19 protein-coding genes are annotated in these 22,474 nt (G+C 55.1%); 2 read left to right on the forward strand and 17 right to left on the reverse strand.

The window, feature by feature from the left end; translation table 11 throughout:
- Window positions 1-116: 116 nt before the first annotated feature.
- Complete coding sequence (metW, locus tag G6R38_RS14815; protein ID WP_240928218.1) at window positions 117-743, reverse strand: methionine biosynthesis protein MetW; 627 nt, start codon at window positions 741-743, stop codon at window positions 117-119.
- 4 nt (window positions 744-747) lie between these two features.
- Window positions 748-1,956: a homoserine O-acetyltransferase MetX gene (gene metX, locus G6R38_RS14820; RefSeq protein ID WP_166827022.1), complete on the reverse strand. Its 1,209-nt coding sequence runs from the start codon at window positions 1,954-1,956 to the stop codon at window positions 748-750.
- A 292-nt stretch (window positions 1,957-2,248) separates the two neighbouring features.
- Between metX and G6R38_RS14825 the strand changes: the two genes are divergently transcribed.
- Window positions 2,249-2,680, forward strand: a complete 432-nt coding sequence (locus G6R38_RS14825) for a hypothetical protein (protein ID WP_166827025.1) — start codon at window positions 2,249-2,251, stop codon at window positions 2,678-2,680.
- Window positions 2,681-2,764: 84 nt separating this feature from the next.
- On the opposite strand, the gene rlmN is transcribed toward G6R38_RS14825, so the two are convergent.
- The 3 genes from rlmN to G6R38_RS14840 are packed head-to-tail and all read right to left on the reverse strand — an operon-like array spanning window position 2,765 to window position 5,821.
- Complete coding sequence (gene rlmN, locus G6R38_RS14830; RefSeq protein ID WP_166827029.1) at window positions 2,765-3,823, reverse strand: 23S rRNA (adenine(2503)-C(2))-methyltransferase RlmN; 1,059 nt, start codon at window positions 3,821-3,823, stop codon at window positions 2,765-2,767.
- A 58-nt stretch (window positions 3,824-3,881) separates the two neighbouring features.
- Entirely contained in the window at window positions 3,882-4,814 is a 933-nt protein-coding gene (locus G6R38_RS14835; protein WP_166827034.1) for a DUF1559 domain-containing protein, read from the reverse strand.
- Window positions 4,811-5,821: a hypothetical protein gene (locus G6R38_RS14840; protein WP_166827037.1), complete on the reverse strand. Its 1,011-nt coding sequence runs from the start codon at window positions 5,819-5,821 to the stop codon at window positions 4,811-4,813. The genes G6R38_RS14835 and G6R38_RS14840 overlap by 4 nt, the downstream gene beginning before the upstream one ends.
- A 252-nt stretch (window positions 5,822-6,073) precedes the next feature.
- Between G6R38_RS14840 and G6R38_RS14845 the strand changes: the two genes are divergently transcribed.
- Window positions 6,074-7,903, forward strand: a complete 1,830-nt coding sequence (locus tag G6R38_RS14845; RefSeq protein WP_166827040.1) for a protein kinase domain-containing protein — start codon at window positions 6,074-6,076, stop codon at window positions 7,901-7,903.
- Between the two features lie 6 nt (window positions 7,904-7,909).
- Here G6R38_RS14845 and G6R38_RS14850 read toward each other — a convergent pair whose 3' ends face one another.
- The 12 genes from G6R38_RS14850 to G6R38_RS14905 all read right to left on the reverse strand — a co-directional run bounded on the left by G6R38_RS14850 (window position 7,910) and on the right by G6R38_RS14905 (window position 22,429).
- Window positions 7,910-8,746, reverse strand: a complete 837-nt coding sequence (locus G6R38_RS14850; protein ID WP_166827043.1) for a leucine-rich repeat domain-containing protein — start codon at window positions 8,744-8,746, stop codon at window positions 7,910-7,912.
- Between the two features lie 82 nt (window positions 8,747-8,828).
- Window positions 8,829-12,044, reverse strand: coding sequence for an ATP-binding protein (locus G6R38_RS14855; RefSeq protein WP_166827046.1), 3,216 nt, complete (start codon window positions 12,042-12,044; stop codon window positions 8,829-8,831).
- A gap of 389 nt (window positions 12,045-12,433) precedes the next feature.
- The gene (tsaB, locus tag G6R38_RS14860; protein WP_166827049.1) at window positions 12,434-13,120 is read right to left on the reverse strand and encodes a tRNA (adenosine(37)-N6)-threonylcarbamoyltransferase complex dimerization subunit type 1 TsaB; all 687 of its coding nucleotides are present in this window, start codon (window positions 13,118-13,120) and stop codon (window positions 12,434-12,436) included.
- A 9-nt stretch (window positions 13,121-13,129) separates the two neighbouring features.
- The gene (sixA, locus tag G6R38_RS14865) at window positions 13,130-13,657 is read right to left on the reverse strand and encodes a phosphohistidine phosphatase SixA (RefSeq protein ID WP_166827052.1); all 528 of its coding nucleotides are present in this window, start codon (window positions 13,655-13,657) and stop codon (window positions 13,130-13,132) included.
- A gap of 6 nt (window positions 13,658-13,663) precedes the next feature.
- Window positions 13,664-15,427: a putative Ig domain-containing protein gene (locus G6R38_RS14870; RefSeq protein ID WP_166827055.1), complete on the reverse strand. Its 1,764-nt coding sequence runs from the start codon at window positions 15,425-15,427 to the stop codon at window positions 13,664-13,666.
- Between the two features lie 70 nt (window positions 15,428-15,497).
- Entirely contained in the window at window positions 15,498-16,952 is a 1,455-nt protein-coding gene (locus G6R38_RS14875) for a hypothetical protein (protein ID WP_166827058.1), read from the reverse strand.
- 52 nt (window positions 16,953-17,004) lie between these two features.
- Window positions 17,005-18,684, reverse strand: coding sequence for a general secretion pathway protein GspK (locus tag G6R38_RS14880; RefSeq protein ID WP_166827061.1), 1,680 nt, complete (start codon window positions 18,682-18,684; stop codon window positions 17,005-17,007).
- A complete protein-coding gene (locus tag G6R38_RS14885; RefSeq protein ID WP_166827064.1) occupies window positions 18,684-19,496 on the reverse strand; it encodes a prepilin-type N-terminal cleavage/methylation domain-containing protein in 813 nt (270 codons plus the stop codon). The genes G6R38_RS14880 and G6R38_RS14885 overlap by 1 nt, the downstream gene beginning before the upstream one ends.
- A gap of 11 nt (window positions 19,497-19,507) precedes the next feature.
- On the reverse strand, window positions 19,508-19,975 hold the full coding sequence (locus G6R38_RS14890; RefSeq protein ID WP_166827066.1) for a type IV pilus modification PilV family protein: 468 nt from the start codon (window positions 19,973-19,975) through the stop codon (window positions 19,508-19,510).
- The gene (locus tag G6R38_RS14895; RefSeq protein WP_166827070.1) at window positions 19,972-20,598 is read right to left on the reverse strand and encodes a prepilin-type N-terminal cleavage/methylation domain-containing protein; all 627 of its coding nucleotides are present in this window, start codon (window positions 20,596-20,598) and stop codon (window positions 19,972-19,974) included. Before G6R38_RS14895 ends, G6R38_RS14890 begins: the two co-directional genes overlap by 4 nt.
- 8 nt (window positions 20,599-20,606) lie before the next feature.
- A complete protein-coding gene (locus G6R38_RS14900; RefSeq protein ID WP_166827073.1) occupies window positions 20,607-21,041 on the reverse strand; it encodes a type II secretion system protein GspG in 435 nt (144 codons plus the stop codon).
- 191 nt (window positions 21,042-21,232) lie between these two features.
- On the reverse strand, window positions 21,233-22,429 hold the full coding sequence (locus G6R38_RS14905; protein WP_166827076.1) for a type II secretion system F family protein: 1,197 nt from the start codon (window positions 22,427-22,429) through the stop codon (window positions 21,233-21,235).
- Window positions 22,430-22,474: the final 45 nt, after the last annotated feature.

The raw sequence follows: 22,474 nt of genomic DNA on the forward strand, positions 1-22,474 counted from the left end.
CGCACTCTATAACACACACCGCTCAGTGTGTCACCCCCAGCGGTGCGAACAGCGTCGGTTGCCAGGGCGATCAAGGCTTGAGTGTGGAAGCGGCTTGGAAGCGTTCTTCACCGGTCTTACTCGGTTCGCTCCAGCACGTATAACGCACTTTCCGCTCGCAAGTTGGCGGCCCAGGCATGACGGACGGCCCGGCGACGGATGATCGGAATCTCCTTATCGATCCGAAACTTGACAACGTTGGCCAAATCACGGAAGTCCGTCATCGACATGACATGCAAGTTCGGCGTGTTGTACCACTCATAGGGCAGTTCTGATGTCACCGGGGCTCGTCCTCGTGAGAGGGCTTGCCAACGCACCCGCCAATGAGCGAAGTTCGGCACCACAACCAATGTCCAACGAGCAATGCGGTACATTTCCTCAAGCACGGCCTTCGGTTGCCGCACTTGCTGCAAAGTTTGGCTCAGAACGGCCACATCGAAACTCTGGCTGGGAATATCGTCGAGGCCTCGGTCCAAGTCGGCACGAATCACAGCCACGCCACGCGAAATTGCCGCTTCGATCGACTCTTGGTCCAATTCGACGCCTTGCACACTGCAACCGTGTTCATCTCGCAGCATTGCCAACAAACGCCCGTCTCCGCATCCCAGGTCGACAACACGACTACCAGGGCGAATCTGATCCCGAATCAGTTTATCGTTCAACCCAAGCATCGGGTCTGGCATGCAATAGCGTTGTGAGGACATCTGGTTAACGATCGGAGTTCAAAAACGACTGGTAAGTCTGGTCGAGAAATGGTTGAACCAAGCGTTCGAGTGGTTCATTTTCGATGAGGAAAGCATCGTGCCCATAGGGGCTGCTCAACTCGATGAAGCTCACATGCCGACGAGCCTTGAGCAATGCCGATACCAACTCGCGGCTTTGGTCGGTTGGAAACAACCAATCGGTTGTGTAGCTGACGACGAGAAACCGGGCATCAGTATTTCCCAGGGCCGCTTCAAGCGAACCGTGTCGGTCCGCGAGATTGAAATAGTCCATCGCCTTAGTCAGATACAAATAGCTATTGGCGTCGAACCGCTCTACGAACCGTTCACCCTGGTAGTGCAGATAGCTTTCGATTTGGAATTCGGTTTCTTTGCCAAGATCGTAAGCCAGTTTGTCGCTGTGTTGCAGCCGCCGGCCAAATTTCATTTCGATGGATGCTTCGGACAGATACGTAATGTGGGCTAGCATTCTCGCGACAGCCAACCCGTATCTTGGACCTTCTTCCGGCGTGTATCGTCCGCTATGGAACTCCGGATCGGAGACAATCGCCCGTCGCCCAACCGTGTTGAATGCAATCCCCTGAGCCGACAAATGGGCCGCTGACGCCAACACAACCGCTGCATTCAAGCGATCCGGATACCGAGCCGCCCATTCAAGAACTTGCATGCCTCCGAGACTGCCACCAACCACGGCGAGCAATCGATCGATCCCCAAATGTGTGACCAACGCCGCGTGGACATCGACGATATCCTCAATCGTGATCACCGGGAAATCGCTGCTGTACCGTTCGCCCGTTTCGGGATTGAGACAGCCGGGCCCGGTCGTCCCCATGCATCCGCCAAGAACATTCGCACAGATCACGAAATACCGGTCGGTGTCCAACATCTTGCCGGGACCGATGAACGCGTCCCACCAGCCGGGTTTGCGATCTTCTCCCGAATGCCACCCCGCTGCGTGGGCGTCTCCAGTGAGAGCATGGCAAACAAAAACGGCATTGTTGCGGTCGGAATTCAAACTTCCGTAAGTCTCATAGGCCACAGTAATTGGGCCTAGTTCTCGACCGCTAGCCAGCCGAAGTTTTTCGGAGGACTCGAACAGCGTTACGGTTTGCGTCTCGACCATACCGACGGAATCCGGTGGTAATTCGAACACCGGTTGCTCATCCGTTGGTTTGGGAATCGATTCTGTTGACATAATTTCCCAAGTATAAGCTGGCCCGCGGCATTTTTCGAGTGAACGCCTCTAGTGAGAAATGCCGGATTGGGCTAAAACGCCTCCCAAACTCAACATTACGGAGTCGCGATTCGTCGTTTGCGTTTGAATGACGGGTCAAAACGAGATCGGTTGAGTCACGATTGCTGAATTGAAACGTGTCCGATGTTGTTCGGCCGGATTATGGTTCTTGGTCGGCGTGATCGTTGCGAGCCTTTGCAATGCTCGCTCGACTTCATCCCGACGGAAAAGTGAATTGCTTGAGGACGATGGCATGAACTTTCATCAATGGGCGAGTCGAATGACGGCCGGCATGGTTGTTGGTGGGTTGGCAACTCTTTGCGGTTGTGGAAACCCTCCGATCTTCGACTTCGGAAAAGCCAATGCCGAAGCTGCGGCGGCGGAATTGGACAAACATCGCACTCAGTTCCGTAGCGAAGGCGATTCAGATTCCCTTCGTTGGTTGTTCGCAAACCAACTTGCGACCGGAATGTCGCTGGACCAAGTCAGCGAAATTCTCGGCAAACCCGGAGAGCAGGTTCACGGCGATACATACATCAAAGCCAAAGTCTCCGGGGTCCGCCGCACTGATGAAACTTACCGCTGGGGTCCGGATAACAAGGGCCAAGTCTACTACCTCTTCTTCCGTGACGAGAAATTGACCGCATTCAATCCCGACGACTATCGGAAAATGGATTTCGATTAAGGCCAGTCGCAATTCGCCAGAGACGTTCCAACGCTGCGACGTACTAGCTCACCACACGGAATTCCCTCACCCGCGAAACCTGCGTTAAATTGTCGGTTGAGTCTGCTCATGGGCTAGACGAAGTTGTCCACAGGCGGCGTCGATGTCGGCTCCTTTGCGTTTGCGGACGGTCACGTTGACGCCACCTTGTTGGAGCGTTTGAACGAACTCATCGGTGCGGGGCGTGGATGGGTCGCTGAACGGTAATCCGTCGACGAGATTCATGGGAATCAAGTTGACGTGTGCGTTCCGCATCTTCAAAAGACTCGCCAACTCGCGAGCGTGGGCAGGGTGGTCGTTCACGTTGCCGAGCAGAACGTATTCATAAGTGACACGCCGCCCGGTCCGCTCAAAGTACTCGTCGGCCGCTTCGAGAATCGCGTCGACACCGATGTTCGCGTTGACCGGGACAATCTCGGTGCGAAGTTTGTCATTCGGCGCATGCAAGGAAACGGCGAGGTTATACGGTTTGCCATGCTGGGCCAATTCGCGGATTTTCTCCGGCAATCCCACGGTGGAAATCGTGATCCGCCTTGCCCCGAGTCCCAATCCCCCTTTGTCACTGAGGGTATCCACCGCGGGCAGCAGGTTTCCCAAATTGTGCAAGGGTTCGCCGATCCCCATCACGACGACATTCGTAATTCGATCGTTCTCTGGCAACAACCGGTCGATTCGCAAAATCTGTTCGAGAATCTCGCCGACGGAAAGGTTGCGTTTGAGTCCTTCTAATCCACTGGCGCAGAACACGCAGCCCATCGCACAACCGACTTGCGTGCTAATGCACACCGTTCGTCGACGGGTTTCACGCATGAGAACGCACTCGACGGTTTGCCCATCACGCAGTTCGAGCAGCAGTTTCTCCGTGCGATCGGTCGCCACTTGGTGGTCAACAATTCGCGAAGCAAAGAAATCGAATTCTTCATTCAACGCCAAACGCAGACGGGCAGGCACGTCGTGCATGGCATCGAAATTGTCGACCCGTTTTCCAAAGAACCAACGACGGATTTGGTCGGCTCGGTATGCAGGCTGCCCAAACGCTTCGCACCAGTTCGCTAATGCGGAGCGGGACAAGTCAGTCACGAGGGGGCGAACATTATCAGTCATAGCAGGAGAGACCAACGAGAAAGGCAAAACAATCGGAATGGGTAGATCGGCCGGCGTGTTATTCCGGCAGACTCACCGGACGACCATCGAAGCGGTTGGCCAACTTTTGGTAAATCCCCATCCGACCGCCTTGACCGGGCAGGGACTCAATTCGATCCGAGAGAAACTTCACAGAACCGTCAGCGAACAAGAAATTCGCACCGCCATCGTGCAGACTCGAGAAGGAACGCGGTCCGTTATTCAAACGAGAAATGTGATGGCAATCGGTCACTTGGTCATTCTCAAATTCATTGGCACCAACTCCCGGCCAAATGCCGGCTCCGCTGGTCACACACCGTTCGCCGACCAGGAACGTATTTGCGGTGCCGTCGGTGATCGATTCCAGGCCGATTGCGCTGTTCCAACAAAAAATCCCATTGGATTCCTTCGGAGTCGGCAATTGACCTGGCCACGATGCCGTCCGGCGACCAGTGATCCATCGCGGCAAAGCGGTGTCACCAAAGTTGCCGGAGTAGTTGGACGTCGCGTAACCTCCGCGAGCCGGATTGAGATCCATCATCAAATCGGCGGGGCATCGGTAGGCGGAAACAGAAGTTTGCAAGAGTTTCGCTGCATCCGCTTTTGGGAACGGTTGTTCGAAACTAAGTTCGGCATCGATTTCGTTAATCAAGGATATCTCGTCCAGAAATCCCAACAGACTACACTGCCATCCGTAACCACCGCCGCGACCGGCTTCGTTCGTCGTCTGATACCACCCGGAAGGAAAGACGTCGGCCGTCTCTTGGTAGGCTTGCAACGCCAGACCAATGTTCTTCAGACGCTCCCCACATTGGGTGCGACGGGCCACACTTCGGCTTTGCTCAACGGCTGGTAACGTCAGCACGCCCAACAAACCCACGACGGCCACACAAATCGTGAATTCGGTGATTGTCCACCCGCGTCGACCGGCATTCTCACGTCGGCTCTGATGATGATGTGCGGAATTGATCACAATGATTCATCTCGCGGGGACAACAGCTTGGAAAGTTCCGTGGGCCATCCGTAGGCCCGCCAGTCGTCACCGATCCGCTCGAATCGGAGTGTCACACGGACATCGGCCGGTTGTTGCTGGGATTGTTGGAACAACACAGACCGAACCGGTAGCGAATCATCGAAGAATCGCCAACTCCCGTCAACCAACTCAAAGCGAATCATTCGCCCGTTGTGCTCAAAAGTGGCCACCGTTCCGTCTTCCTTGAGGACAGGAGTCTGCTGGGCAAGCGTCCGCAACTCGGTTTCCATCGCGGTGACCATAGCCGGGCTATGCCCAAGAAACTGAACGAGTTCCAAACCGTTCGGTCCGGCGGCGTAGTCTCGGAAGTCCGATGGCGGCAGCATCTTACTGATAAACGTTGGCAACGCACCGCCTGCTAACGCATCTGCCGCTTGCATCAGGCATTCAGACAGGTCATCCGAAAACCCCGGCGGCAACGTCACGGAATCAGCATGCGGATCGGTCAAGCTCGGAATTTGACTCTTTGGCGGGTGGGATTCCGGCAGAATGAGCGTTAACTCCACCAAACCCGTGTCCGCACTCGACGGGAGCTCAGCTTGGGCTGCTAACTCGTAGATTTGTCGCAGACGCGATTGCCCATCCGAGTCCGATTGCAGGGCACTTGCGACGGTATCCAGCGTTTGACTCTCTCGGAGTCGCCGAAGTTCTTCGACCGGAACATGCCTCAGCAGGAATTCGCGGAATTCCCCGTTCCGCAACAGAGCGACGGCATCATCGAGTGACGCTCGCAACAATTCCGCCGGTTCCGCAGGAGACGGGGAGGGTGGTTTCGACTTCGTTTGGTGGCTCTTGAGGTCTGAAGAAGTCGTTGAGTCGGCTTTTCCGCGTTGTTCTGGTTCAACTTCTGGCTTGGACTTTTTCTGGGGTTCCTCGCCACCACATCCCGCGAGCAGGAACACTCCCAACCCAAATAGAACCAACGAATTCCGATGGGATGAATTCAATAGGAATCGCATAGAGATTGGGAGAAGGCTTGGGAACAGAGAGCCGGACAACCTCCGATTGTACGTCATTGGAAATCGGAACGCGAACCATGACCCCCTGAATTCTTCCGCACCTTCACAAACTTGACCTAAAAGCAAATGCGTTTTGGGCAGAGTTGATGAAAAAGGGTGTTGAGAGTTACACCGATTTGCGTGACAATCACACTCGTTTGAGCCAACCCCGCTTCCGATCTCGCAACAAAGCGACACCGCATGACTTCTCAACGAGAGAAACTTTCGACCACATGGTCGCTCTCCGGTCTGTTAGTGCGACTGTACGCTGCGCTGTGCGAAGCCACGCCAACCCCACCGGATTTGCCCGCGTTTCTCGAAGAACACGCCTCGGTTCCAGATCCGCAAAAAGTGGATGTCTTATTTTTCGACCAGTACTATCATTGGCGATTCGGTGGCGGCCGCAAGTGCGAATGGTATTTGGAACATTTCCCCCAAATCGTAGCGACGAAGCAAGTTGCCACTGAATTAATCGTCGAAGAGTTCGAATACCGGCAGGAAACGAATTCTCCCCCAACGCTCGATGAATACGCCGAACGATTTCCAGAACTCAGCCAGGCGATTCGTGAATTGCTAGCTCAGCGTCATCCCAATGATCGATTTGCAATCGCAGCGGGTTGGATTCGCCAGTTATTTCACGGAGGCGGTCTGACACAAACACGCTTCGACAATTCCCTCGGTTCGATCAATCGGACACTTCCGCACGAACTCACGCAACTTGCGCCGACGAAAACGACATCGGAATCGGACCCCGATAGCTTTCTCACTGAATATGGAGCGGACGCCGACGCCAGCAGTCCCTTTGCCAGTTTGTCGCCGGATGTGCTTCGTTTGATCGAAAGCGACATGCACGAGGCGGTCTTCGATCCCGGCGAGTACCTCATGCGTGAAGGCGATGCGGGCGACTCACTCATGGTGCTTATGGATGGCAAAGTCGAGGTCCGGATTCCGACCGTGCAGAAAACTCCCCACGTGATCGCGGAAGTCGAAGGGCGACAAATCTTCGGGGAGATGTCCCTCTTGACCCAAGAACCACGAAAAGCCGATGTCCTGGCTTGCACGCCGTCTCGGGTGATGGTGCTGCCCGCGATTGCGTTCCATAATCTTGCGAAAGATCATCCGGCGATTAGCAACGTGATGACGGCTCTCATCGCACAACGACTGGGACGCGATGGACAGGCTGATGTCCTTTGGGGACGAACGCTCGGCGAACACTACCGGATCACCGGCCGACTAGGACGGGGCGGGATGGCGGTGGTCTACGATGCGATCGACCAACGTGACACCACACGGGTGGCGTTGAAGATGATGAGTCATCGGTTGGTCTACGATGAAGCGGCCCGCGATCAATTTCAGAAAGAAGCAGACATCATCGAGAGTTTCGATCACCCGCATATCTCACGCATGTTGGGACGCTTCCAAGAATTCCACACGTTTTTCACGGTGATGGAGTTTTGCGATGGCTGGACACTCGCGGAAATTTTGGGACGCTGCGGGAGTCTCCCCGAAGACATGTCACGAAGCATCGTGGGACAAGTCGCCGAGGCACTCAAGTACGCTCATGAACGCGGTATCATTCATCGTGATGTCAAACCTGGCAACATTATGGTCCGTCGCGATGGCACCGTGTTACTGATGGATTTCGGGTTAGCCAAGGATGTTGCCGACACTCACCCCTCGCTTGCTGAAACACTCGTCGGCACGCCCCGCTACATGGCTCCCGAGCAATTGATCGGCAACCCCGTCACAGAGACTGCCGACATTTTTTCGTTGGGGCTTGTCATGTGGGAATTGTTGATCGGAAGACCAATGCTGCCGGCCTTGGATTGGATAGGGCTGCTCCGAATTCACACGAAATGGGATCTCAGTCGGCTCGACAATCTCCGTCGCCAAACCGATTTAACGACCTACCGATTTCTGCGATCGGCGTTATCTGCGGAAGCAGACCAACGTGATGTGGATCTCGACGAACTCATCGGTTGGTCCACTCCGCTCGACATTTCCAAGATCAAAGATCAGCTTCCGAAATAGCGTTCGTTACTTGTATTCCAAGTCGACTTTCACGCCAAACCCCTTGAGCGTTTCGATCTGCTTGGACGCGGCGTCCCCGAGTGGGTTGCCGCCCAGATACAGTCGCCAATACGGTGCGAACTCTTTCTCGCCTTCGGCGTCTTTCTTCGCCATTCGCACGAGTGGCGTTAAATCCTTGATCTGATTGTTGTGCAGCAGAGTCAGCGATAGTTCTTTCAGCGATGTCAGTGGGGAAAGGTCTTCGATTTTGTTGTTCCCAAGATCCAAGGTCCGCACCCAACCAAGTTTGGCGACTGGCCCGATATCAACCAAGCCATTGCCCGCCGCATCGAGAGAGGCCAATTTTTCTAACCCGGTCAACGGGGACAGATCTTGGATGTTGTTGTCGGCAATGTACAACGACGCCATCGCTTTCAATTCTTTCAGGGCTTCAATCTTCTCGACCTGATTGCCTTGAAGTTCCAAGTGCTGCAACTTCGTCAGTCCAGAAAGCGGGCCGATATCCTTCAGTTGGTTGTTTGCCAAGTACAAGGATTGCAGATTCTTGAGGCTGGCCAACGGCTTCACATCCGTGATTTTGTTGTCCGAGAATTTTGCCTCCGCCAGATTAACACACTTCTCCAAACCGCTGAGGTTGGCAATCTCGCGACCGTTTGCATGCAGGATATAGACATCCTTCAAGTCGTCCGCCTTGAGTTCGTCTTTTTCCCCCTTCTTCAACGTGTCCCGAATAACGGCCGTCAAATTGGCATCAGGAAAGAGGTCTTCGGCACACACGTAATCCGTGACGAAAAACACGACAGCAATGAGACACGCGAGACGATGAAAAACGGTTCGACACATAGTTGACTCTCCACCGGTACATCAGAGTGAGATAATTTGCATGAGGCTACGATTCACGAGTTTGACAAAATGTTACGGTACATCAAACCGAATCGGAGGAACAACCACTCGCCTCCAGGCTCATCACTTCTTGAATGGTTTCTTCGAGCCCATCGAGACTGACTGGCTTCGTCAGATGCCGTTCGAAACCCGCTTTGCGACTGTTGCGGATGTCGTCTTCCATGCCGAAGCCGCTCAACGCGATTCCGCGAATGCCTCGGTTGGCGGACTGAGCCCGTAGATGTCGAATGACATCCAAGCCGCTTCCATCCGGCAAACCGATATCGCTGATCACCAGGTCAAATCGTGCGGTATCCGAAATGACGCGTACCTCTTCGACACTCGACGCCGCTTTGACGTCGTAGCCAAACATTTTGAGCAACTTGGACATCATCCGCAGGGTGTCCTCGTGATCCTCCACCAACAGCACTTGAAGTTTGGACCGTTCTTTTCTTCGGGGCGAACGGGGTTTTTGCGATTCGCGGACACGGTCAGCACCAATCACTGGGAAGCTAACGATAAACGTTGCTCCTTTATCCACGCCCTCGCTGACAGCCGTCAACGAAGCGTTCTTGTGCATCTTCACGAGTGCCCGGGAAATTGCCAGCCCCAGACCGAGTCCACCAAACTGCCGCGTGACCGTCCGCTCGCCCTGTTCAAATGCACTGAAGATTCGTGGCAGCACATCCGGGGCAATACCCACGCCGCTGTCCGCGATTTCCACGACGAGACGATCGGTGTTTTCTTCGTCATCGCTGCTTTCCATTCGTGTTCGCAGCGAAATACGCCCACCGTGCGGCGTGAATTTGACGGCATTGTTGATCAGATTCCAGAAGACTTGCTGAACTCGCGCGGGGTCCGCCCAGATAAAGCAATTCCCCGCCCGCATGGCCTGCGTGACTTCCAATTGCCGCGTGTCGATGTCGGCCTGACAGATTTCCAACGCTCGACGTAACGTTGCGTGTGCGTCGACGGCTTCAAAGTGAAGTTCGATTTTTCCACGATTGATCCGCGTCAGATCGAGCAAATCGTCAATCAGCCGCGCTTCCATCTCGACGTTGCGACGAATCATCGTCATCTCTTCGCGGAACTCGGCGGGGAGGTTGTCCCGAGTGGCCATGTAATTGACTGTGGCCAAGACCGGCGTGAGAGGGGTGCGAAGTTCGTGGCTGAGAATGGCCAGGAACCGATCTTTCGCTTTGTTGGCAGCCTCGGCTAACTCTTTCGCCTCGCGGAGTTCACTTTCGGCCTTTTTCGGAGCCGTGATGTCACGGGCGATCCCCATGACACCGCTGATCTTTCCACTCTCATCGCGATGGGGAAGTTTCGTGATGTGAAAAAGTTGCTTCTTGCCATCAATAATTCGTTCTTGTTCCCAACTATGCGGTTCTCCCGTCGCGATGACCGCCTGGTCGATTTCCCGAATCGTACGAACCACTTCCGGCGTGAAGAACTTGTCATCGGTTTGCCCGAGGATCTTGTCCTTCTGGCGGTTCATGTTGCGAGCGCCGGCGGAATTGATCATCAAATACCGCCCTTTAGTGTCCTTGACGAACACCGCATCGCCGATGCCTTCCGTCACCGCGTGAAGCAGAGAGTACGCTTTTCGCAACGACGCCTGACTGCGTCGATGTTCCGTGATCAGCCGACGAACTTTCGCCCGCAGTTCCTCCGCCGAGAACGGTTTGTTGAGATAGCTCATCACGCCTTCATTGAGCAGTTTGACGTGCAGATTGTTGTCCGCGCGTGCGGTAAGCAACACGATCGGCACGCCTTCCATTTCTGGTCGACAGCGGACCTCTCGGACAAACTCCTCGCCACTCATGCGGGGCATCATCATGTCAGTCAGGATTAAATCCGGCCGAAGCTGCAACGCCTTTTGCAATCCCTCGTGACCATCAAATGCCGTCGCAACCCGGTACTCCTCGGAAATTGTCTCCGCGAGGAAGCTGTTCATATCCGGGTTATCTTCGATCACCAGAATCAACGGGGCATCTGCCTGACAGACCGGCAACCGTCGCGAACGGGGTCGCCGATACGTCCGTAGTTCCTCAATCGTTGTTTTCCCGAGGTCCGTCGCTGTCACCGAATGACGGTTGGCCGGTGTCACTTTGACATCACGTGGGGCCCGCAATGGGACTTCGACGAAGAAAACCGCTCCGCCGCCAGGTGCCTCATCAACCCGCACTTTTCCGCGATGCAGGGTGATAAATTCTTTCACGATCGACAGCCCCAATCCGGTGCCGCCGACGTTCCGGTTCACGCCACAATCGACCTGTCGAAATCGCTCGAAAATCCGTGTCCGCTGCTGGGGTGAAATTCCGATTCCGGAATCTTGAACGGAAAACACCGCGCCTTCCGGTGTCTGATGCAGCGAAAACACGATGGTTCCGCCGTCGGGAGTAAACTTGAACGCGTTGGAAAGCAGGTTCAGCAACACGCGTTGAATTTTCTCAGGATCGACTTGGCCCGGCAGTTGATCCGGTGTCTCGATCACAAAATCGATGTCGCGTTCCTCGGCCAATCCCTCGAAATGAGACGCCACAAATCGAGCCACACAGGCGAAATCACACTCCTGGTAACTCAGGACCATTGCTTCGGCTTCAAGCTTCGACAGGTCCAACAAATTATTGACCCGTTTCAGCAGCAATCCAGCATTGCGTTCGACGATTTGCAATTCGCGGCGTTGCTTCTGAGAGAGCGATTTGTTCGACAACCAATTGCGAACCGGCCCAAGGATTAACGTCAATGGGGTTCGTAGCTCGTGGCTAACATTGGCGAAGAACTGCGTCTTGAGTTGGTCGAATTCTTTCAGCTGTTCGTAGAGGACGCGGCGTTCTTCTGTCTTCCGCTCGACTTCGCGTTCCGCTTGTTTCCGCTCGGTGATGTCGCGTGCTTCCAACAACAAGCGAACGATTTGGCCATCGCTGTCACGGAGCGGTCGGATGGACAGATCCAACGTGAGTTGACTCTTCTCCTTCGCAGGATTGCAGACATCCGCCTCATATCGGACTTGTCGGCCGCCCGAGGCTTCACGAATCGCACGACGAAGTTTTTTGTGGGTATCGCGGCAGACTTGCCACCAGCGAAGTTCCCAAAACAGTCGGCCTTGGATTTTGCTGCGGTCCAACCGGCAATTCCGCAGGAGCGATTGATTAGCCTCCAAGATGGCACCGTCGGGACTGAGCAACGCCACGTACTCAGAGAGTTCATCAACCAGTGTTCCAGCCCAAGGAGCGTCCCATGGTTGGGTGACCATGGTGTCACCGCTGTGAGTGTCTGAGTTCCAGTCGGTTGAAGTGCGGATCGATTTCCGATTCTCGGAATGAGAATTTCCTGACTCCATCAGCGTTCTTCCTTGCAAAATCCGCCATCCTCAAGGTGAACATTCACCCGCGAATGGTCTGTTCCATCAGAACCCGGTTGTGGATTAGTTTAACGCATTGGAAACTCATCTCAAGTGCGCCAACGCTTTTCACCGTTGTCGCTCGACTTTCAAAGCAGCAGGGTCAGCGGCGATTTTGGGCACGAATTGGCCAGAGAATCTGTTCGAACCTAACTGCCGAGAGTCGTAGTTGGATAGCCATCGACACGGTGTTTTCCCTGGGAAACACGGCATCGAAATCGTACAGACCGTCTCAACACGCGTTATGTTTTCGAGCGAGCCAGCCAGCGATCTTCCGCAGAACTGCGTCGGAGATAGAGCGGTTCAAGTGACCAGGGATCGTCAAATTCTCCCGCTGCCGTTCGTTTGGCACCGAGAGCAGCGACCACGCGAGCTTGCGGATCGAAATGCGACTCCGGCAGCACTTGGCAGATGGGATCCAACTGTTCGGACCACTTCCGGACGCCCGGTCCACTCAGGACATCCGATTGATTTCGATCAGCACACCACTCGGCTGCGGGCTGTATTTCGATGTCCCCTTGCGACACAAATGAGCCCTCAGTTCGGCGAAAATGTCCGACGAATACATCTTGGCGTTGTGCATCTGCGATGACGAACAACTCGGCCACATCCTCAGGGCTGTTCTCGGCCACTGCTTGGAAGGTGTTCACAGCGGATAAGTGGCATCCGGTTGCGAACGCGAATGTTTTGGCACAGACGATTCCCACCCGCAACCCGGTGAAACTACCAGGGCCGGCACTCACGGCGATGGTGTGAATATCGGTCGCGGCTAATTCATTGTCGCGGAGAAGCCCGTCGATTTCCGCCAGGAGAGTCTGTGCATGACGCCGCCCGGTCCGATCCAAGATCCGCTCGCCGACCAACTCACTCTCACGCAGCAGAGCCACACTGCCTGCACGCCCAGAGGTTTCAATTCCCAATGTCCACATGAATGCAAATTATTCCACGTTATTCGCATCGGAGAAGAAATACGGACTCAGCACCCATTCGAGCCGTCCCCGTTCTGCGGCAATTTTGCCCGAAAACTGGATACACGCAACCGTACCGGGTTCGAACAGGATGGAACCACCATTCACCAACCGTCCGGCCACCACGCTAATCTGTGGCTGATGTCCGACGACGAGCAAAGATGATTCAGCAACGGACGCGGTACTCGCTTGCTCCCGAGCAGTTTGCAGCAACGCATCTTCGGAGAGACCTGGCCCTAACCACTCTCTTTCAGCATCCGCTGTGAGAGATGTCGCCAAGCCTTCGACAAGTTGCTCGGCCGTCTGCCGTGCACGGAGTAGGGGGCTATGAAGGACCAAACCGGGACCAATCCCTGTTTGTGCCATCCATTGGCCGGTCCGCAAGGAACGTAACGCTCCCGCCATCGTGAGGGGACGTTGGGCATCGGTTGGTGCCGAATACGCTGCTTCCCCGTGCCGCATCAGCATCAACCGCATCACAGTGCGTCCCTTCGCCATTCGCATTCACTCCGCGTTTTCAGGCGGATCCTCAGCACGTGCTGGACCGTCCGCGGGTGTCGACTCTGGAGATGACTCCAGGGCAATCATCTCACGGAGAAACTGCCCCAATTTCAAACGGTGGAGTGTACCATTCACATCCAGGTCCAACCACCCCTCACCGATTTCCTTCACGGTGACGGTCAATTCAGACGCGGTGAATTCCTCGTTGACTTCGACGATAAACTCTTTGTTGTTCCACTGATCGTAGAACCAAGCTTCCGCACCTTTGCTGTCACCAACCGCACCGATAAACCGTGTGTTCCCGGCGGAATCACCTTCCACGCTCACGGGAACAACCACGTCGGTGGATAGCGATGGATCACCGCCATCACTCACTCGCAAGCCGATGTTGTACTCGGTCGCGGGAATCGAAGCGTCCGGTGTCCAAACCACTGTGCCGGTCATCGGATCGACTTCAACACCAGCGGGTGCTCCTTCTTGTAATGACCATGTGAGTTGATCGCGACCACCGTCATCCTTGGCTTGTGGAGAGACAAGAAGTGTCCGCCCGTGAAAAACAGTTTGCTTCGCGACCGGCTGAACTTCCGGTGCGGAATTCTTTTCCTTCAAGATGATTTCGACCGGCAGTTCAACGATGGGGTTCTCGGTCGCGGAGTACTTCGCCACAAACTGAATGGGATACGTTTTCGCTGGCGTTTCTTCGTTGGTTTCCCAAATGACTTCCCCGGTTTTGTCGTTGAACTCAAGCCCCGCCGGAGTTTCACCATCAATCGTGACCCGAAGCGGTCCCGGTGTCGGATCGAAATCCCGAGTTTCGACGGTAAACTTCACCGGTTCTCCACGAGTCACCATCAGCGAACTTGGGCCGATCAAACGTGGTCGATATTCGCGGTCGGGCAGGGGTTTCGAGAACAGATTTGCCATCTCTCTCGGTTCAAACACCGGGTCCGCTTTGTATCGCTCGCTGAGCGGATTTCGTAACCCCAAATCCACGACTGTGTTGGCAGGATGTGCGGCCGCTTGGCTGCCGAAGGCCCCCCGTCGCACGGTCCAACGCGGACCGGATGTCTTTTGGACCGTCATCAATTCGTCACCAACGCGGATACGGAATCCGCTGCTCTCGGGAAAGCCGACAGCCTCATCCACCACGATCGTTTCCGACTCAGCGGTTAACGGTTCGCTCAGTTGGGCTTCAGGAAACAATTGGCTGCGAGTCAGGGCATCCTGAATGACCACACCTTCGGCGACCAAACGAATCTTGAGGAGTGGGTTGCCCATTTCGGCTTGACCATCCACACGAAGTTCTTGCACATGATGTAACAACTCCGTGCCTTCGAACTTGGCCATGAAGCTCGTGAACTCCGGGAAACGTGCGTTGGCTTCCAAGATCACTTGAACCGAAAGGTAAACGTCTCGCGATGGACGAATCGGCCCCGGTGTGACTCGCACATCTTCTAAGCCGCTTTGCGTGGCAAGATCGGTCAACCAGTCGTGATACAATCGTTGGGCCGTCAATGCGGTCGGACGGTCATCGTTGCCCACATCCGGTGGCAAACTTTGCCGTCGCCATCCGGAGAGTTGCTCCATCGCGGCGAAAATCTGGTCACGTTTGCTGTCGAGTTTGTCGAACTCCGACTCCAAACTCACCAAACGATTGCGACGCTCGTCCAACGGCCCCATGATCCAACTGCCAACGAAACTCCACACGACCCACAAGCCCAGCACTCCGCCGAGGATCAGAGCTAATCGTTTTTCACGAGTTTGCATGATGACAAATCCGGTTTGATGTCAATTTCAAAAGTTGGTGCGGGGAACGAGATGGCTGAGTGCGATTCGTTTATTTTGTGGGTGGTCCATCCAATGGCCGTTCCATATCGAGCGGCACTCGAAAGCGGTACCCGCCCTCTTCGGAATCTTCGACACGAGTCGCATGAACATCGTAACCTTGTGCCGCAAGTTCCCGCAGCAAATCCCGACGATCAGAGTCCTCTTTCGCCAGTGCAACGCCGGAAATCTGAGCCCGTGCCCCGCGTGGTTCCGCTGTCGCTTGCCAGGTTTGCACAACGACACGGTCGCGACCCGGTGAAGCGGTTTCAAACTCCGCAAATCGTTCGAGCGGCCGGACACTTTTCACCAACCATGCATCCACATCCGCGGCGGATGTCAACGACTCTTCCCGGTCGTCGATGAAATCGTCAGCTTCGTCAATTTGAGCCGCGACCGTCTGGATTTGCTCATCCAAACGCGACACCGCATTCGATCGCAGAAAATAACCGATCCCGAACACCACGACCACACCTGCGGCGATTGCCAGCATTCGAGTGCGTTTCGGATCGCGGCGTGCCCTTGGCTGACGCGGGTGCAAGAAATCCAGCGTGTCCGCCAGACAACGGTTCTTCTGCAACAACAACCCAAGCGGGCTGAGCATGTGGGACGAGAAACTGTCTTGGACACTCGCGTCCAGTGAGACCGACGGCACCCGAGACGGCTCCAACCGCAATACATCGGTGCGAACTGCGTTCGCCAAAGCCGCTTGTAATTCCTCGTACGAAGTGTCGGTATTCAACCAAGTGCGTTCCACTTGCAGGGTTGGCCAGTGACTTCGCAACGTCACCAATGCCCGACGAATTTCCGGGACCACCACGGAAACGCTGTTTTCCCCCTCGGACAAACGAAACGCGTGAGTGAGCAATAAGTGCCCGCGATACAAAACCGCCGCCTCACCACCATGTTGATGCACGGAGACCGCAAGCACCACCGTTTCCGGGGATTGCGTTTCCACCTGTGCATGAGCCACCATCTCCGATAAGCCCACGACCGCGGGGGCAATTCCCGAAACCGTCAGTTCACTCGCCGCAAACAATCGTGAGAGGGCATCTAGTCGTCCGCGTGGAATCGTGAACAGCAACACATCGCGGCTGGCTTGCTCACCGATCTTCGCGATGGGCAGGAAATCGAGTCGAAGTTGATCCAGCGAAGTGGCGGTTTTCGCGGCCGCCTGGAATCGGACCAGGTTCGGAAGTTCCTCGTCGGGGGCATCGGGAACCTCCAGCCGTCGCGTGACGTAATCGCTTCGAGGCAAACCGAGGACGACCGTTCGACCGGCCAACCCCAGCTTCTCAAATGATTCTTTCAGCCAACGCCCGGCTTCATTCGGTTGCTCTGAGGGTGCGATGTCTTCCGGCCATTCCAACTCGAACGACCGACGAACGGCAACGCCTTGCTTGGTTGAATCGGCGTCGAGAACGATCAGCCGTCGCTCGTCCCACCCAATCGCTAAAATATCTGCCATCGATCGGCTTTCCTGTTCGCAGCTGCGTTGCGATTCAAAAGTTTCCTGAAGACTAAGGAGCCATTCCTGGCAATAGTTCCGCCTGTGTGTATGCTCGCCCGAGATCCGTCAAATCGACAATTCGGCGAATTTGAGGAGGCATCGTGGAGGCATCAATGAGAGCTTCCATCCGAACGTGTGGGCCGCCCTCGTCGAAATGCCCAACCGCTTGGGCTCGAAAGACGTCTCCGCGAGTCGTCACGTATTGATCCAATGCCCGCATTTCGCTCAGACTGACCAGGCCATCCATGACCAACCAACCGGTCGTCGCTTTGCGAGCCACCAAATCCGCCGACGGGGCCCCGGTGGAATCGAACGGTTGCGACGACACAATCGTGTTTGCCAAGTTCGTCGTCATCCCCGGCAAACCAATGAGCGTTTCATAGCAGGCCTCGTTGATGTTCACTCGACCTGGAATCGTCGTTTCGTCGGACAATGCGAACACGTCCATCAACTCCGGCAGGTATTGTTGCATATCGGCCGGTGCGTCCGTCCATGGGCTATCGAGTGTCGTGGGGCTGCCGTCGATTTCGACATCCACTTGTGTCCCAATCAGGTCATACAGTGAGACGATTTTCTGACTGGCCCCCTTTGACAGATCCATCCCACCACGTGTGACCGCTCCCTCGACACCGCCGCCCATCGACGAAGACTTCGCAATCCCGCTCGCCAATCGAGTCAGGAAATTTCCGGAATCCTCCGCATTCGGATTGCTATTTCCCGAAAGATCGTCGCCAACATCTTCAACCGGTCCGTTCATCCGATACGCCACCACAAACTTCGCCACATCCTCCTCGAACTCTGTGGCGATTTCATCGTAAAGTTCGGTCAACAAACTCTGGTTAAGATTGATTCGCGGCGAACCATCGAAACGCAAGTTCGATTCTCGGCTATCGACAGTCAGATACGCATCCCACCCCAACCGCAATACCCCGTCGCCGTCGAGGTCTTCTCCCACATCGAGCCGACCGTTGCGATTGAGATCTTCGCCATACAGATCAAACCGAGTCACTTCCGGCAGACTGAGAAGTTCATCGAGCGACGTCAATGCGGCATTCTTGTTGAGGTCATCTTCGCGACCGTACATCCGGGGCAGGGCAGGCTCCTCGGCGTCGATGAAGTCGAGAATGATGTCCGCCTGCGTTGCCGTCATGATGAGTTCTTCCGGCCCACCGGTGAGCATCATCCGCACTTCCGCTTCCGGATCCGGCGGTTCATCGGAGGATTCGTCCAAATACGAAACCATCGACTCGTTGGATGCTTCACCCGGTTCGATCGTAGCGAGGAAGTTCAGATTCAATTTTGCCGACTCGTTCCGCAAGCCAAACCGAAGCCCCATCGAACTTGTTTGCGTTTCCACCGGCGCGACAATACTGAATCGCCCCTGACCACGAGCCAATTCGGACGGCAACAGAATTTGCTGAAACCGCGTGGGGTCGTGGTACAGGTTCTCGACGCCCACAGCCTCACGAACTGTGAGCATACTAGCGGCGTATTCGATTCCCGAGAGTGCAAACGATCGCGACTGCACGTCCCGCGCATAGAGCACGGTGGCTTCTTTCTCCGCAAGCATTTGCTCGTTGAACGTGTATGCCCCCAGGGAGACCACCACGATCACCACCAACACCATCGGCAGCACAATCCCTCGGCGAGATGGGCGATTTCGTGTTGATGAGATACGAATCGAATTCATTACAACGCCTCCGGTAAGGACGCTGCTGGCAAATCGATGGTGAAGTGCACGAATTCGGTCGTCGGGCTCGTGCGGGATGTCGCCAAGATTTCCGAATCGGCGGCCGACGCGGGTGCGAACTGCATCGAGACACGAATCGCCCGCGGCAAACCGCCATACTCAATGCTATGCCAATCATCCATCCACGTGTTGGTATTTCCATCGAGATATTGGAACTGCATGCTGATGACTTCCGGTGCCAACAAATCGACAGGCACATCCGTCATCGCCACGCCCTGCAATTCCGCCCACTCGGCTTCGCGTTGATCGACGTTCGAAAAGTAAACCCCCGACGAGTCGGTCGCCGATCCACCGCCAAACGAATATGTGATCCGCCGCAGATCGCTTTGGCTGTCCTGAGTGGCCAGTTCTTCGGCTGAGGCCATCATCACGCGATTACGAGTTGGCCGTACTGCCACCAACGTCAAAGAATCGGCTGTCCCCACAAGACGCGCTGTCACCGTGAGAGTGGAAGCGGCATCGTCCATAGTGACGGTCACGGTGTCCTCGTCAGATTCTTCCTCGTCGGTGGCGACATTTTCTTCCTCTTCCGGTTGATCGACGATTGAGCGGATATCAATCGTCATTCGTCGAACCAAACTGCGAGCCAATTGCATCCGTTCGGTATCGATCTTCCCGACGGTCGAAAGCCGCCAGTAATGCGACAACGACGCATACACCGCCACCATCAAAATGCCGCTAAGCCCCAAGGCCAAGAGCAATTCGAGGAGCGTGTATCCGCGAGGATGAGATTGTGAACGAACTTTTCGCACGGCTTCGGTTCTTACAATTCGGAGAGTGCAGCTTCCTGCTCGGCTTGGAGGTCCGCGATGGCTTGCGGGTCACGGACCAATCGGCGGAGCGTAAATACAGCGGCGGGTGTGCCGTCGGCCGTTTCGTATTGTGTCGTGAGTTCCAGGTTGACCATTGTTGCGTCCACCTCCCAAGGTGAGACGGTCAAACTCCACGTCCATGTTCCCGAAATCGAAGTGGATGCGTCTTCCTCGAACGGGCTGGCGGCGGTCGTCTGCATGAGATCGGCGTTTGCAATGACTTCCGATATCTTCGATTCCGCACGCACAATCGCCTGCGTTTGCAAGCGGGAATCGATCGTGTTCCGGTAACCGATGGCAATCAACTGGTAAATCGCCGCCATCGACATCGTAAAGATCGAAACCGCCAACATGACTTCCAACAATGATAGCCCGAAACGGTTGCTCGTCGTGCGAGACGGAGGATGCGTCGTTCTCATAACGCATCCTCCGCTCGTTTTGAGACGATGGAAACCGCCCCGGTTAAATCCCGAATCGAAACCCGCATGATTTCACCATCTTCGTGATGGATTTCAAATTGCGAGGACATCGCCGACCCATTGGGGTAGAACAAAATCGGTTGTGACCAACCAACAGAACTCCATTCCATGGCTAACGGCAAACCGGCAAGTTGCCATTCCGCGGGTGACGGAAATTGCTGATCGACTGTGAATGCCACATCCGACTGCTTCTCAAAACGGAATGCCTCGTCCATCTCCCCTGCAATGCGTTTGAGTCCATCGTCTCCAGACACCGGAGCTTCCGGATCCGTGCCCAGCGGTTGTTCGTGGGGAATAACGAGATACTTCTGACCGCTAGGTTCGTAACGAAACTCGTAGATCAATTCGTCATCAATCGCTTCGAGTCGGCAACGAATGAGGTCCGATCGTAGAGTTTCGGTCGCACTTTGCATCGCGTTGCGAGCGAACATGCGATCCAGCGATGGCCACGCCAGCCCCAGCAAAACCGTCAACACAACCAACACCAACAAGACTTCCACAAGCGTGAAACCCTGTTGGCGTTGCGTAGTTTGAACCGGATTGAAAATGGAACGCGAAGCCATCACAAGCTCTACAAATTCTGATCTTGTTCGTCGGTGTTGGAGATGTCATCGCCGCCACCGTCTTGTTTGTTCGGCCCCCAAGACCACACACGCGGTTTGAGTTCACCCGATTGATATTCGTACTGAATCGGGCTGCCCCAGGCATCGACCGGTGTTTTTTCTAAGTACGGCTCGCGTTGTTTGCCGTTCACAACTTCGGGCTCGACGAGCACGCTGATGCTCTCTGGCCAAGCGGCATCGTGATCAGCACGATACGTCTTCGCGGCTTGTTCGACACCATTGATGCTCTGCCGAGTCACTTTGATGTAGGACTCTTCTTGCCGACCAAGAATGTTCGGCACGACCATCGCCGCGATCACACCGAGAATTGCCAGCACCAACAGCACTTCGATCAAGGTGAATGCGAGCCGGCGTCGGCGTTGTTGTCTCCGTTGAACTTTCATGATGTCTCCTCGAATTTCCATCTCATAGGGTGCTTCGCGACGCACCATTCCAAACGTGTTCAAAGTTGTGATGCGTCGCGACGCATCTGACTAATTGATTGATTCACTTCCAAACAATAATGACTCTGCAACAAGTCGGTCTCGTGTGGCGGAAGTGCGTCATCATCAGGTTTTCATATCCACTGCGGACCCTAAAAGATGCCAGAGCTTTGCAAAATGGGAAGCATCAGCCCGGCAACTACAAATAACACAAGTCCCGCCATAAACAGCAGCATCAGCGGTTCGAGCAACCGCACGAACATTTCCAATTTTCGATTCGTATGCCGTTCCATCGTCTCGGCGATGTCGATCAAGACTTGTTCCAAATTGTTGGCTTCCTCACCGACGGCGATCATTTCGACGGTTTCGGTCGAGAACTCTCCACTGGCCCGAAGCGGAACCGCAAGCGACTTCCCGGCGGAAATATTCTCGGCGGCGTCACCAATGGCATGACTCAGAACTTTGTTGCCGGCGGCGTCTTTGGCAATTCGCAAGGATTGCAGAATCGGCACGCCGTTGTGAAGCAGTGTTCCCAAGATGCGGCAGAATCGGGCGACCGCTAAGCTTCGCACGATCGGCCCCATGCCGGGTGCATTCAGACGAAAGCGATCGACTTTCATTCGGCCATCCGGTGTTTCGGCCCATTTCTTCAGACCGTAGATAAGTCCCGCAATCAACAGCAGAATTAGCAAGCCATATGACTGCACGGCGTCACTTGTATTGAGCAAGGCCGTTGTTGCCCATGGAAGCCCACCACGATCCGACATGCGTTCGAAGATCGGCGCGAACTTCGGTACGAAGAACGTCAGCATGGCCGCCACGATTCCTCCGCCGAGTACGACAAGAAACAGCGGATAGACCATTGCACCGACCACGCGGCTCTTGAGTTCTTCCTGATGCTCCGTGAAGGACGCAATCCGCTTGAGCACGTCCTCCATGAACCCACCTTCTTCACCTGCCGTCACCATACTGACAGCCAAATCGCCGAAGGTTTTCGGGTGTTTCTTCATCGCATCCGCGAGCCGCGTCCCCTCGGCCACTTGTTCACGGATATCGACCAACACACGCTTGAACGCTGGTTTCGTCGTTTGCCGTTCCAAGAGTTCCAACGATCGCAACAACGGCACGCCGGAGTGCAGCAAGTCGGCCAATTGCGTGAAGAAAGTTGCGAGCTGCCGCGCGCCCACGCGACCGCCGATGCCCACGATTTGCTGTTTCGCTTGCACATTGACCGGAAACAGGCTCATGGACGCCAACATTCCGAGTGCTTCTTGCTCGTTGCCCGCGCTCAACACGCCGGACACTTGTTTGCCGGAAAGCTCGCGAGCGGTGTATTGAAAATCAGGCATGATGAGCAGCGTAGGAAAAGACAAAAAATCCGTGGCAAACGGTTC

This window comes from Thalassoroseus pseudoceratinae, assembly GCF_011634775.1.
In the GTDB taxonomy this organism is placed as follows: Bacteria; Planctomycetota; Planctomycetia; order Planctomycetales; family Planctomycetaceae; genus Thalassoroseus; species Thalassoroseus pseudoceratinae.